Source organism: Amycolatopsis lexingtonensis (genome assembly GCF_014873755.1).
Lineage (GTDB): Bacteria > Actinomycetota > Actinomycetes > Mycobacteriales > Pseudonocardiaceae > Amycolatopsis > Amycolatopsis lexingtonensis.
In genome coordinates, this window is sequence record NZ_JADBEG010000001.1 from 1,249,003 (window position 1) to 1,261,660 (window position 12,658).

Below are 12,658 nucleotides of genomic sequence, written 5' to 3' on the forward strand. Positions count from 1 at the left end.
CCGATGCCCGAGGAACCCGAGCTCCACGTCGACGCGCCCGTCGCCGCGTACCCGGTGTCGGTGACCGTCAACGGCAAACCCCGGTCCCTGCTGGTCGACGGGGCCACCCGGCTGCTGGGCGTGCTCCGCGACGAGCTCGGCCTCACCGGCGCGAAGGCCGGGTGCGCGGTGGGCGTGTGCGGTGCCTGCACCGTGCTCGTCGACGGCGCGCCGACCAGCAGCTGCCTGACGTTCGCCGCCCAGGTGGACGGCGCGGAGGTGCTCACCGTCGAAGGACTCGCGGCCCATCCCGGGCTGCGCGCCCTGCAGGAGGACTTCCTGGCGGAGGGCGGGTTCCAGTGCGGGTACTGCACCAGCGGCCAGCTGGTCACGGCCGCGTCGCTGATCCTGTCCGGCGAGCTCGCCGCGCTGTCCGATGCGGACGTCCGGGAGCGGATGCTGGGCAACCTCTGCCGGTGCGGCGCGTACTACGGCATCTTCCGCGCGATCGCGAAGGCGCGAGAATGAGCACCCGGTTCGTGGCGGCCCGTTCGCTGGAGGAGGCGTTCGAGGCGCTCGCCGGGGAAGACGCGCTGGCCGTCGCCGGCGGTGTCTCGGTGGGCCTGCTCGCCAACCTCGGCCTGATCTCGGCGGCGACGCTGGTCTCGGTGTCCCGGATCCCCGAACTGCGGGGCGTGCGGGCCGGGGACGACGGTCTCGTGGTCGGGGCCGCGACGGCACACGGCCGGCTGGCCGCGGATCCCGTGCTCCGCCGCGAACGGCCCGGACTCGCGGAGATGTTCGGCCACATCGGCAACGTCCGCGTCCGCGCGTGGGGCACGGTCGGCGGCAACCTCGCGCTGGCCGAGCCCGCGCAGGACCCGCCGGTGCTGCTGGCCGCCCTCGACGCCGAGGTCGAGCTCGCGGGCACCGGCGGCACCCGGCGCGTCCCCGTGGCCGAGCTCGGCGACGGTCCGATGTCGACGGTGCTCGGCCCGGGCGAACTCATCACCAAGGTCGTCGTGCCGCCGCCGGTGGCAGGCGAGCGGTGCGCCTACCGCAAGTTCCTCCCGAAGACGGCCGACGACTACGCGACGGTGAGCGCGGCGGTCCGGGTCCGCTTCGACGGCGCCCGGATCGCCGCCGCACGGGTGTTCTGCGGCGCGGTCGGGCCGGTCCCGGTCGCGTGCGAGACGGCGGCCGCCCGGCTGGTGGGCCGGACCCGGGACGAACTGCGGGACCTCGGCGACGTCGTCTCGGCGGTCCGGGACGCGGTGTCGCCGAGGGGCGATCACCGGGGCAGCGCCGACTACAAGCGGGAGATGGCCGGGGTGTTCGTCAAGCGCGCCCTGGCGGAAATCGGCACCGGAGGTGCGGCATGATCGGTTCGGCGAAGGTCGACGGCGGAGCCACGTACGTCGCCGATGTCCGGGCTCCGGGAGCCTTGCACGTGGCCTTCGTGCACTCCCCGTTCCCCCACGCCAGGGTGACCGGCATCGACACGGCCGACGCGCTCGCGATGCCGGGCGTGGCGGCGGTGCTGACCCACCGGGAGATCGGGGAGATCCTGCTCGGCCGGGCGCTGCGGGACTACCCCGTGCTCGCGGGGGACCGCGTGCTGTGCGCCGGGCAGCGGGTGGCCGCGGTGGCAGCGGTCGACCCGGCCACCGCCCAGGCCGCGGCGGCCGCCGTCGACGTCGGGTACGAGCCCCTGCCGGAGATCACCGGGCTCGACGAGGCCATGCGGGCGGACGAACCGCTGCACCCGCGGTACGCGGAGTACCCCGGAGCGGTCGCCGCCCGGCCGGGCCCGAACGCGCAGGGCATCTGGGCCACCGAAGAGGGCGAGGTCGACCCCGCCTTCGCGGCGGCCGGCCGCGTCTTCGACCACACCTTCACCGCCGCGCGCAACCACTCCGCGCCCCTGGAGCCGCACGCGTGCCTCGTGTCCGTCACGGCGAATCGCGTCGACATCTGGGCGACGCACAAGGAGCCGTTCACCCTCCGCCGCCTCTTCGCGGAGGTCGGGAACGTCCCGGTGGAGACCGTGCGCGTCCACCTGAACCCGGTCGGCGGCGACTTCGGCGCGAAGGGGTTCCCGTACGTCGAAATCGCGTGCTACCTGCTGGCCCGGCGCACGGGAAAACCGGTGCGCCACACCATGTCCTACGACGAAGAGCTGACCACGACGGCGACGCGCCACCCCGCGCGGGTGCGCCTGCGGACCGCGGTCACCGACGGCGTGGTGCGGGCCCTGCACGCGGAAACGCTCATCGACGGCGGCGCCTTCGGCGGCGTCAAGGCCGTCCCGATGGTCGTCATCCCCACCATCCACGCGCCCTACGGCTCGTATGCCGTCGAGAACCGGCGCGAAAGCTGCGTGAGCTACTACTCGAACAACCTCCCCGGCGGGCACGTCCGGGCGCCGGGTGAGTTCCAGGCGCTCTTCGCGTCGGAGTCCCAAGTGGACGTGATCGCGCACGAACTGGGGCTGGATCCGCTGGAGTTCCGCCACGCCAACGCGGTGAGCGCGCGAGTCCGGCGGATCGTCGCGGAACTGCGCGCGACCGTCGGGAAGTGGCGGGCCGAGCCGGGCGGGCGGCGGGGCATCGGCGTCGCGCTGACCTTCCGCGACACCGGTCCCGGGCTGAGCACCGTCCGCTGCGTCATCGAGCCCGGCGGCGTGCGGGTCGAACTGTCCGTGGTGGACCAGGGTTCCGGCAGCTACTCCCTCTTCGAGCGGCTGACCGCCGAAACGCTGGGCGTGCCCCGGGACTTCGTCCGCATCCAGGCCGTCGACGTCGGCGCGGACCCGGTGCTGCAGGACTCGGGCACCGGGGCGAGCCGGGTGACCGCCGTGGCCGGCACGGCCGTGGTGGAAAGCTGCCGAGCCGCGTCGGCCGAGCTCGGCGGCGCGCCCGGCGACGAAGGCGGGTACTGGCCGGCGCGACGGCTGGCCGAGCTCGGCGTCCCTTCCGTCGTCGCCGAGGGCACGGCGGCCGCCGGCTGGCCCGCGCCACCGGACGTCGACGTCCGCAGCCACGCCGGGATCGCCGTCGAGGTCGGCGTCGACGAGGAGACCGGGCGGATCGACGTGCGCCGGGCGCTGCTCGTCGCCGACACCGGGCGCGTGCTCAACGAGGTCGCGCACCGCGGCCAGCTCGAGGGCGGGTTCGTCTACGGGCTGAGCCAGACGCTGCTCGAAGAGCTGGTCGTCGAGGACGGCGCGGTCACCACGGCGACCCTCGGCGACTACCGGATCGCGTCCGCGGCCGACGTCCCGCCGCTGGAGATCCGGGTGCTCGACCCCGCCGCGGACGACGACGGTTCCGTGAAATCCGTGGGGGAACTGGTGAACATCGGGGTCGCGCCGGCCGTGGCCAACGCTGTGTTCGACGCCGTCGGCGTGCGGCTGCACGATCTTCCCCTCACCGCGGAACGCGTCCTCGCGGCGCTCCGGGCGGGCGAGTCGCGGTGAGCGGGCCGCTCGGCCCGGACCGGTTCCGCGCGGTGCTGGGCCACTTCCCGACGAGCGTCGTCGCGGTCACCGCGCTCGACCGGGCCGGCACGCCGGTCGGGATGACCGTGGGGTCGTTCTTCTCGGTGTCCCTCGACCCGCTGCTGGTCGGCTTCTGCCCGGCGCGCACCAGCACGACGTTCCCGAAGATCCGCAGCGCGCCCGCGTTCGCCGTGAACCTGCTTTCCCACGACCAGGCGTGGATCTGCCGGCGGCTGGCGGCCCGCGGCGCCGACAAGTTCCGCGGGATCGGCTGGCGGCCCGCGCCGTCCGGGGCGCCGGTGATCGAGGGGGCGCTCGCGTGGCTCGACTGCACCTTCGCCGACGTCCACGAGGCCGGTGACCACTACGTCGTGCTCGGCGCGGTGGCCGCGCTCGAAGCGGACGGCGACGGCGTGCCCTTGGTGTTCCTCATGGGAGCGCTCGAACCCGTCCACCGCGCTTTGGGGGACTGAAGGAACCGGCTGGGGTGGACGCCACCCCAGCCGGTTCCGCGGTCACCGGGCCGGGAGTTCACCCGCCACCGGGGCCGGGACGGCAGCCGGGGCCGCGGTGTCGGCGAGCGACTTTCCGACCGACTCACGGCCGAGCAGCACCGCCGGTGCCGCGATGACGCACAGCCCGGCGATGACCACGACCACCCAGGCCAGCCCGCCGCCGGTGGTCATGAGCGTCGCGCTCACCACCGGCGTCAGCCCGCCGACGATCGCGGCGAGCTGGTAGGAGAGCGAGACGCCCGTCGAGCGCAGCTTCGTCGGGAACAGCTCGCTCAGCAGCGACGCGATGGTGCCCTGCGCGGCGGGGGTGATGAAGCTGAACAGCACGATGAACGCGACGAACAGCAGCGCCGTCGAGTGGCTGCGCATCGCCAGCAGGAACGGGTAGGTGGCGACCGCGACGCCCAGCACCGAGGCGACGTAGACCGGCCGGCGGCCGAGCCGGTCGGAAACCGCGCCGTACCACGGGATCGTGAACGTCGACAGGATCCAGCTGGCGCTGAGCGCGAGGAGCACGGTCGTGCGGGAATGCCCGGCCGCGACGGCGAAACTGACCGCGAAGCTGCCGAAGAAGGCCGCGGACATCGTCGGCGGGATGCTCGCGAGGACCCCGCGGACCAGCGGGCCGAGGTGGCTCGCCAGGCCGAGCTTCTGCCCGCGCGTCCGCTTGGCTTCGACGAACAGCGGGCTTTCGCTGATCCGCAGCCGCAGGTAGATCCCGAGCGCGATGAGGAGGAAACTCAGCAGGAACGGGATCCGCCACGCCCAGCCGAACAGGACGGGCTCCGGCAGGCCGGCGACGACCGCCATCACCAGCGTGGCGATGACCGCCCCGAGCGAGAGACCGCCCTGCCCGATGCCGGTGTACAGCCCCCGGCGGCGCGGCTCGACGTGCTCGGCGATCATCAGCACGCCGCCGCCCCATTCGCCGCCGTGCGCGAGCCCTTGCACCATGCGCAGGAGCACGAGGAGCACGGGCGCGAGCGGCCCGATCTCCGCTTGCGTCGGCAGTAGCCCGATGACGCCGGTGCCGCCGCCGGCCAGGCACACCGTGGTGACCAGCACCCACCGCCGTCCGAAGCGGTCGCCCAGGTAGCCGAAGACGAATCCGCCGAGCGGCCGGACCAGGTACCCCGTGGCGAAGGTCGCGAACGACGCGATGGTGGCCACCGCGGGACTGAGCTGGGCGAAGAACAGCGGGCCGAAGATCAAAGCCGCAGCGGAGCTGTAGAGGACGAAGTCGTAGGTCTCGATGGCGGTGCCGAGGCAGCTCGAGGCGACGACGCGGCGGATCTCCCGCCGGCTGACGGTGCTCATCGGGTACGCCCGATGGCAGGACGGGAAACCGCTGGTCTGGCGGAGGTACACCGGGCACGTGCGAGCATCGTTGCTCCTTTGTGGAAGGTGAGAGGACCGAGAGCCGGCCGGATTGCTCCTACTATTAGCCTCGATGTCTCGTTGGTCAAGCGTCACTTCCGGTCGGCTTGACACCGGGGTAGTTGCTCCTATCATTAACCTGATAGAGACGCGTTCAAGGAGGAATGATGGCTGGACAGGGCTCGCTCGAGGGCCGGGTGGCGATCGTGACCGGCGCCGGCCGGGGGATCGGCCGGGGCGAGGCCCTCGCGCTCGCGGCGGCCGGCGCCAGGGTCGTGGTCAACGACCTCGGCGTGGACCCGGACGGAGCGGGCGCGGCCGCCGGGCCGGCCGACGAGGTGGTGGAAACCATCCGGGCGAACGGCGGTGAAGCCGTGGCCAGCTACGAGTCGGTCGCCGACTGGGCCGGCGCGGCCCGCGTCGTGGCCACGGCGGTCGAGGCGTTCGGCCAGCTCGACGTGCTGGTCAACAACGCGGCCGTGGTGCGTCAGCACAAGATCGAGGACGCCACCGAGGCGGACTTCGACGTCATGGTCGACGTCAACCTCAAAGGCACCTTCGCGATGTGCCGCCACGCGATCCCGGTGCTCCGGCGCCAGGGTGGCGGGCGGATCATCAACACCACCTCGAACCAGTGGGCCGCGCCGCTGGGCAACGCGGAGTACGCGTTGTCCAAGGGCGGGGTGACCAGCCTGACCTACGCGCTGGCCTGGGAGCTGCAGAAGGACGGCATCACGGTGAACGCCGTCGCCCCGTTCGCGCTGACGCGGATGACCGCCGACCAGGCGCAGCGGGACGCGGCGCGGATCGCCGAAGGAGTGATGAGCGAGCGCCGCGCCCGGGCCAAGGAACCGCGGGCCGACGCGGCGCTGGTCGCCCCGATCGTCGTCTACCTCGCGAGCGACCGGGCCGCGGACGTCACCGGCCGGGTGTTCCGGGCCGGTGGCGGCAAGATCGGGATGTACAGCCACCCCGTCGAGACGCGCACGATCTTCCGGGACGAGCACGCCGGGCCGTGGCCGCAGGAGGAGCTCGCCGAGCTGCTGCCGCGCACCGTCCTGGCCACGGACACCAAGGCACCGCACATCGTCTGAGCCACCGTCCCCTCGGACACACGCGCGGGACCCTTGCCGAACCGGGGTCCCGCGCGTGCACCATCACAACGGCCGGTCGACGGCGGTCGCCTCGTCGATCGCGGGCCGCGCGTGGCTCAGCCGGGTTGCCATCGCGATCGTGCGCATCTCGTCGCACAGCTCGGCGCGCCGCTTCAGGTAGGTGTCCTGGAACGCCGGTGCCCGCGTGCACGCCCGCAGCTCCTCGGCCGTGTCGAACCACAGCTCGGTGACCGCGTCGAAGTTGTAGCCCGGCGGCCGGTCGACCACCGCGTTCACCACGCCGCGCCGTGTCCCCGCCGCCACCTCGCCGTGAGCTTCGGTCAACGCAGCCAAGAACTCCTCGTTCGTCGACGCGCGATCGCGCTTGAGGAAGAAGGCGAGGCAGTACGGCCGCATGCCGCCGGGGCTCGCGACGTGCTCGTGCGTCGTCAGCGTGAAGTGGCGGGCGTAGGTGGAGAAGGTCGCGAGCTCGTCCGGCTGCAGCAGCTCCATCATCTCGTCGTGCTGCCACATCGTCGTCGCGACCTCGGGGCCCGTCAGGGTGAGGAAGTTGACGCCGTCGTAGTCGAGGGCGGCGCGCGCGAACACCGTGCGGTCGAACAGGTTCAGGCAGTGCGCGGTCTGCACGATGCCGGGCCGGATCAGCGGCATGCTGCCGGCGAGCAGCGAATGCTGGCGCCAGCGGACCACGAACTCGGCGGCCGACAGTGCGGGGTTGCGTCGGGCCAGGTACACCAGCTTGGTCGTCGGCTCCGGTGTCGTCATGAACTCCTCCTCGAGCGTGCGCGGGCACTCTTGTGATCTCCCGCCGGGCTTTCTATGCTAATTATAGGAGCAACCACGACGACGTGAAGGTGGCGCCATGAGCACAGGGCAGGACCGCGGGACCCGAGCCGGGCAGGTGTGGTCGTGAGCGCGGCCGAGGCGGAGGTCGAGGTCCGCGTGCTCGCGGCCCGCTGGGAGGCCGACGGGGTGATCTCCCTGCGGCTCGCCCGGGCCGACGGCGGGCAGCTGCCGCCGTGGGACCCCGGTGCGCACGTCGAGGTCGTCCTCCCGTCCGGCCGGATCCGCCACTACTCGCTGTGCGGGGACCGCGAAGACCGGTACACCTACACCATCGCCGTGCTGCGCGAGGCCGACGGCCGCGGTGGCTCGGCGGAGATCCACGACACCGCGCTCGTCGGCAAGCAGCTGGTGATCCGCGGGCCCCGCAACCACTTCACCCTGCGCCCGGCCGGGTCGTACGTGCTCGTCGCCGGCGGGATCGGCGTCACGCCGATCCTGAGCATGGCGCGCGAACTGACGGCCCGCCGCGCCGGCTGGCGGCTGCACTACGGCGGGCGCTCGCTGGAGTCGATGGTGTTCCTGCCCGAGCTGGACGAGCTGGCGTGCGAGGCGGACGCGCCCGTCGACGTCCGGCCGCAGAACGAGTCCGGGCTGTTGCCGCTGGAGGAGATCGTCCGGGAGGCCCCCGGCGGCGCCGCGATCTACGGCTGCGGTCCCGCGGCGATGCTGGACGCGTTGCGGGCGGTGGCGAGCCGCCTGCGACCCGAACTCGAAGTCCACTTCGAACTCTTCACGGCCGGGACCGCCGAGCCGGGGGAGGACGGCGCGCCGGACAGCCACGCGCGGCCGTTCACCGTGGTGCTGGCGCAGACGGGCGAGACCGTCGAGGTGGCCGACGGCACGACGATCCTCGAAGCGGTGCGCGACCTGGTGCCCGAGGTCCCGTACTCGTGCGAAGAGGGATTCTGCGGCACGTGCTGCACGAAGGTGCTCGGCGGCACGCCGGTGCACCGGGACACCGTGCTCGGCGACGACGAGCGCGCGGCCGGGGACACGATGATGATCTGCGTCGGGAGCTGCTCCTCCGCGGAGCTGGTCCTCGACCTGTGACGACCGGTGTGGGTTCGATGGGAGTGAACATGGTGGGTCTCGATCGCGCGGCGTTCCGCGCGCGGGTGTCGAGTGGCGAGCCGCTCATGGTGCAGTGGTGCCCCGATGCGCTCACCGCCCGGCTGTGCGAGCGGCTGGGATATGACGGCGGGTACCTCGGCGGTGGCGGCCTCGGCTACGCGATGGCGATTTCCGAGGCGCTGCTCAGCGTGTCGGACCTCGCGGCGGCGAGCTGGCAGATCCGGCGGCGGTCCGGGCTGCCGCTGATCGTCGACGGCGGGGTGGGCTTCGGCGACGCGATCCACGTGGCGCGCACGGTGTGGGAGCTGGAGGCGGCCGGGGTGCACGCCATCGAGCTCGAGGACCAGGTCGCGCCGAAGCGCGCCAGCCACCACCGGCACGTCGAGCACCTGGTCCCGCTCGAGGAGATGGTGAGCAAGATCCGGTTCGCGGCCGAGGCGCGGCGCGACCCCGACCTGCTGCTGATCGCGCGTACGGGCGCGGTGCAGAACGAGGACTTCGAGCGCGCCATCGAACGCCTCACCGCCTACCACGAGGCCGGCGCCGACGTCGTGATGCTGCTGCCCGCGGACGACGAGCAGCTGGCGGCGGCGCCGGCCCGCCTCTCCGCGCCCGTCGCCACGCTCACGTCGTTCGACCTCCACACCGCCGAGGAGTGGCGGAGCCTGGGGTACGCGATCCTGATCGACGCGGTGACCGGCCAGGCGGCGGCGTTCGCCGCGCTGCGCGAGGCGTACGAGCTGCAGCGCGCGGGAAAACCCAGCGGCCGCCCGGCCGCGGAGTCGTTCGCAATCTACGAAAGCTTCCAGGAGCTGGCCGGGTTCGAGCAGCTGTACGACATCGAGCGCGCCACCACCGAACCCGGCACCTGATGCGCGTCAGCCGAGCAGCACGCGGAAGAGCTTCTCGAGGGTGTCCCGCAGCGTCGCGTCATCGGCTTCGTTGAGCGCGGTGCTGCCGATCACCTTGCGCATCAACCAGAACCCGTTGATCAGCGCCAGGGCCATCGCCGCCCGCTCGGTGCCGCGGGTGCCGGGGACGACGTCGACCACGTGCTGCTCGACGTGCTTCTCGATGCCGGCCCGCAGGATCTCCGCGGCCCGGGGGTTGGGGGCCGACCGCAGGACGAGCAGGAACGGGTCGAGGTCGCCGGCGTCGGGCGCGGTGCGGCGCACGAGCGTCGCCGCCGCGTCGCGGGCCAGCGTCGCCGGGTCGGCGCCCAGGACGGTCCGCTCGGTCAGCGACACCTCGACCACCTCCGTGAACAGTCCTTCTTTGGAGCCGAAGTAGCGGTTCACGAGCATCGCGGTGACGCCGGCCGCCTGGGCGATCTCGCGGACGCCGACGCCGTCGTACCCCGCGCGGGTGAAGGCTTCGATGCCCGCGCGCAGGATGGCTTCTCGCGTGGCAGCGGCGTCGCGCCGGCGTGGCTCAGTCATGTATACGAGTGTAGACTGGAGTTAAGTCTACAGTCGTATACATCGGGAGAACGAAATCATGGATCTGCAACTGACCGGCCGGCGCGCGCTCGTCACGGGCTCGAGCTCGGGGCTGGGTGAAGCGATCGCGCTCCTGCTCGCGCAGGAAGGCGCGGACGTCGTGGTGCACGGGCGCGACGAGGTCCGCACCCGGGCGGTCGCGGAGAAGATCGGCGCCAAGGAGGTCGCGATCGGCGACCTCGTCACCGAGGAAGGTGCCGACGCGGTGGCGGCCGCGGCCGGCGAGGTCGACGTGCTGGTCAACAATGCCGGGGCGTACGACCACCTCGGCTGGGAGGACTCGACGCCCGAGGTCTGGCTGCGCACCTACGACGTCAACGTGGTGTCCGGCGTGCGCATGATCCGCCGGTTCGTGCCGGGCATGCGCGCCCGCGGCTGGGGCCGGGTCATCCAGATCGGCGGCGGCCTGGGCGGTCAGCCGATGGCGATGCAGCCCCACTACAACGCGACGCTGGCCGCGCGCCACAACCTCGCGGTGTCGCTGGCCCGCGAACTGAAGGGCACCGGCGTGACGTCGAACGTCGTCTCGCCGGGGGCGATCCTCGTCGACTCGGTCCAGCGCCTGCTGACGGAGATGGCGCCCGAGCGGGGCTGGGGCGCGGAGTGGGCCGAGATCGAGCGCAACGCGGCCGAGGACTTCGTGCCCAACGACGTCGGCCGATTCGGTCGCCCCGAAGAGATCGCGGGTGCGGTCGCCTACCTGGCCAGCCCGTACGCCGACTACATCAGCGGGGCGACGCTGCGCGTGGACGGCGGGACGATCCGTTCGGTGCAGTGACGTCTGGACATCGTGCCTATCAAGGATAATGATAGGAGCATGATGGACGAACTGTTCTCCGTCCGAGACAAGGTCGTGGTGGTCACCGGCGGCGGCCGTGGTCTGGGCGAGATGATCGCCCGCGGATTCGCCGAGCGGCAGGCGAAGGTCTACATCGTCGGCCGCTCGGCGGAAACCCTGACGGCCACCGCGGAACGGCTGGGCGGAACCTGTGTCCCGGTGCCCGCCGACTTGTCGACGCCGGGCGGCCGGGACGCGGTGGCCGAAGCCCTGTCCGCCGAACCGGCGCTGCACGTCCTGGTGAACAACGCGGGCGCGAACGTCCGCGGCAAAGTGGACACCTACCCGGAGTCCGCGTTCGACGAGCTGTTCGCGATCAACGTCAAACCGGTGTTCGGCTTGGTGCAACGACTTCTCCCCAAGCTGAGGCAGGCGGCATCCCCGGCGGACCCGGCGCGGATCGTCAACATCGGCTCGGTGGTGGGGTTGAAGCCCTCGGGCCGCGGGTTCGCGTACTCGACGACAAAGGCGGCGGTGCACACGCTCACGCGGCACCTCGCGCTGGCGCTCGGGCCCGAATCGATCACCGTCAACGCGATCGCGCCGGGGCCGTTCGAGACGGACCTGACGGCGGGGCGGATGGCCGAGATGGTCGGCAGGCTGTCGCTCAAGCGTCCCGGCGTCGACCTCGATCTCATCGGCGCCGCGGTCTTCCTCGCTTCCCGCGCCGGGGCCTATGTGCACGGCAGCGTGCTGCCGGTGGACGGGGGACTCGCGATCACGTGAGACCACGCTCCCGGTGCGGATCCGCCGCTCTCGCGCCTACTGAAGCACTAGATTGCCGATCTCGTCCGGTTTGACGATGTTCGGAGAGTCGGTCGCTGGCAGAACGCTGTTAGAGGTGTTACAAGCGGCCAACAAGAGTACGGCCGCGGAGACGGGAACGGCCAAGACGGACGGACGAATGATCACGAATTCTTCCGGCTCTGTTCAACTGGAGTGCTGGTCGTGCTCGGCGAGCGATTCCTTCGCGGGCGGCGCGGAGCCGGTGTAGCAGTGGGACAGGTCCTCCGCCGCGAACATGGCGATCAGTTTGTGCGCGGGAGACGTGATGCTGTCTTCGACGGGGGCGTGGTGTTCGTCCGTGGATGTCATGGGCAGCTTTGGCCATGCACACCAGGGTGCAGTTTTCGCTGTACCGGTTCGCCTGCCGCCAAAGCGCTCGGTATGCAGCGGTCTTCGCGTCGAGGGGCGGTGCCTGCAGAGCCACGGCTTCCGGGGCGACGAACCACCTGGCGCGCCACGGGGAGAGCCAGCTGGACTGGGTCCGGACACTCGTGCGACCTCGGTCGCCACCTTGGGCTACCTGGTACGGGCATGCGCCCCGGTGCGGAAGCCGCCGGGCTGCCACCGCTCGGCCGTCGTGCCGCGGGCCGGAAGTTCGCCGGCCTGCTCAACGGTTCCGGTCGGAAGAACCACCACTGCACGCGTGGCTGACCGACCTGATCCGGGAACTCGAGCTGCAAGCTATCGCCGCAGGCAGCTCCGCCGTCCGAGACCGGCAAGCTCTGGGAAAGTTCAGAGAGGCGGCCAGCGCGTATGGCCTTGAAGTGCGGGACATCGCCGCCGGCGCGTTGCGGGCCGGCAAGGTTACGTTGACCACCTATCACTCCGCGACGGGCAGGGAGTGGGATGCCGTGATCCTGCCGGGTCTGGTCGAAGGCATCATGCCCGGTCGTCGGTGGTCAGGGCGGTTGCGCGTGCACCCCGAGCCGAACCCGGACCGACTGGCGCAGGACCGGCGTTCGTTCTACGTCGGGCTCACCCGGGCCAAGCGGGCGCTTGTGCTGGTCTACGGTTCGTTCTGGGAGACGGATTGGGGTTCGAAGAACGAGTACGGGGTTTCCCGGTTCGCTCGAGACGTTCTTCGGCACCTGGGTGTGTAATGAGGACGAATCCGCGGCGATCGGCGATGATCC

The 12,658-nt window shown here is 71.9% G+C and carries 14 protein-coding genes; 10 read left to right on the forward strand and 4 right to left on the reverse strand.

The window, feature by feature from the left end; all coding sequences use genetic code 11:
- Window positions 1-3: 3 nt before the first annotated feature.
- Genes H4696_RS06070 through H4696_RS06085 form a run of 4 tightly spaced genes read left to right on the forward strand, consistent with a single transcriptional unit; the run spans window position 4 to window position 3,951 of the window.
- Window positions 4-507: a (2Fe-2S)-binding protein gene (locus H4696_RS06070; RefSeq protein WP_086863627.1), complete on the forward strand. Its 504-nt coding sequence runs from the start codon at window positions 4-6 to the stop codon at window positions 505-507.
- Entirely contained in the window at window positions 504-1,361 is an 858-nt protein-coding gene (locus H4696_RS06075; protein WP_086863626.1) for an FAD binding domain-containing protein, read from the forward strand. Before H4696_RS06070 ends, H4696_RS06075 begins: the two co-directional genes overlap by 4 nt.
- Window positions 1,358-3,457: a xanthine dehydrogenase family protein molybdopterin-binding subunit gene (locus H4696_RS06080; RefSeq protein ID WP_086863625.1), complete on the forward strand. Its 2,100-nt coding sequence runs from the start codon at window positions 1,358-1,360 to the stop codon at window positions 3,455-3,457. The genes H4696_RS06075 and H4696_RS06080 overlap by 4 nt, the downstream gene beginning before the upstream one ends.
- Window positions 3,454-3,951 carry a flavin reductase family protein gene (locus H4696_RS06085; protein WP_192782104.1) on the forward strand — a complete coding sequence of 166 codons (498 nt, stop codon included), beginning with the start codon at window positions 3,454-3,456 and terminating at the stop codon, window positions 3,949-3,951. Before H4696_RS06080 ends, H4696_RS06085 begins: the two co-directional genes overlap by 4 nt.
- 42 nt (window positions 3,952-3,993) lie before the next feature.
- Here the strand turns inward: H4696_RS06085 and H4696_RS06090 are convergent, their stop codons facing one another.
- Window positions 3,994-5,310: an MFS transporter gene (locus tag H4696_RS06090; RefSeq protein ID WP_158104396.1), complete on the reverse strand. Its 1,317-nt coding sequence runs from the start codon at window positions 5,308-5,310 to the stop codon at window positions 3,994-3,996.
- 227 nt (window positions 5,311-5,537) lie between these two features.
- Here H4696_RS06090 and H4696_RS06095 point away from each other — a divergent pair, with 227 nt between their 5' ends.
- Entirely contained in the window at window positions 5,538-6,464 is a 927-nt protein-coding gene (locus tag H4696_RS06095; protein ID WP_086863623.1) for an SDR family NAD(P)-dependent oxidoreductase, read from the forward strand.
- 63 nt (window positions 6,465-6,527) lie between these two features.
- Here H4696_RS06095 and H4696_RS06100 read toward each other — a convergent pair whose 3' ends face one another.
- Window positions 6,528-7,250 carry an EthD domain-containing protein gene (locus H4696_RS06100; protein ID WP_086863622.1) on the reverse strand — a complete coding sequence of 241 codons (723 nt, stop codon included), beginning with the start codon at window positions 7,248-7,250 and terminating at the stop codon, window positions 6,528-6,530.
- Window positions 7,251-7,394: 144 nt separating this feature from the next.
- On the opposite strand from H4696_RS06100, the gene H4696_RS06105 reads away from it, so the two are divergent.
- Both H4696_RS06105 and H4696_RS06110 read left to right on the forward strand, forming a co-directional pair.
- The gene (locus H4696_RS06105) at window positions 7,395-8,381 is read left to right on the forward strand and encodes a PDR/VanB family oxidoreductase (protein WP_086863633.1); all 987 of its coding nucleotides are present in this window, start codon (window positions 7,395-7,397) and stop codon (window positions 8,379-8,381) included.
- Window positions 8,382-8,410: 29 nt separating this feature from the next.
- Window positions 8,411-9,274: an isocitrate lyase/PEP mutase family protein gene (locus H4696_RS06110; protein ID WP_086863632.1), complete on the forward strand. Its 864-nt coding sequence runs from the start codon at window positions 8,411-8,413 to the stop codon at window positions 9,272-9,274.
- Window positions 9,275-9,280: 6 nt separating this feature from the next.
- Here the strand turns inward: H4696_RS06110 and H4696_RS50665 are convergent, their stop codons facing one another.
- Window positions 9,281-9,841, reverse strand: coding sequence for a TetR/AcrR family transcriptional regulator (locus H4696_RS50665; RefSeq protein ID WP_169735123.1), 561 nt, complete (start codon window positions 9,839-9,841; stop codon window positions 9,281-9,283).
- 58 nt (window positions 9,842-9,899) lie between these two features.
- Here H4696_RS50665 and H4696_RS06120 point away from each other — a divergent pair, with 58 nt between their 5' ends.
- Together H4696_RS06120 and H4696_RS06125 are read left to right on the forward strand one after the other, a co-directional pair.
- On the forward strand, window positions 9,900-10,679 hold the full coding sequence (locus H4696_RS06120; RefSeq protein WP_086863621.1) for an SDR family NAD(P)-dependent oxidoreductase: 780 nt from the start codon (window positions 9,900-9,902) through the stop codon (window positions 10,677-10,679).
- A gap of 39 nt (window positions 10,680-10,718) precedes the next feature.
- Complete coding sequence (locus H4696_RS06125) at window positions 10,719-11,465, forward strand: SDR family NAD(P)-dependent oxidoreductase (protein WP_225955604.1); 747 nt, start codon at window positions 10,719-10,721, stop codon at window positions 11,463-11,465.
- Window positions 11,466-11,669: 204 nt separating this feature from the next.
- Here H4696_RS06125 and H4696_RS06130 read toward each other — a convergent pair whose 3' ends face one another.
- Complete coding sequence (locus H4696_RS06130) at window positions 11,670-11,834, reverse strand: hypothetical protein (RefSeq protein ID WP_158104395.1); 165 nt, start codon at window positions 11,832-11,834, stop codon at window positions 11,670-11,672.
- 455 nt (window positions 11,835-12,289) lie between these two features.
- Between H4696_RS06130 and H4696_RS51145 the strand changes: the two genes are divergently transcribed.
- Window positions 12,290-12,625: a 3'-5' exonuclease gene (locus tag H4696_RS51145; RefSeq protein WP_158104394.1), complete on the forward strand. Its 336-nt coding sequence runs from the start codon at window positions 12,290-12,292 to the stop codon at window positions 12,623-12,625.
- The last annotated feature ends 33 nt before the right edge of the window (window positions 12,626-12,658 follow it).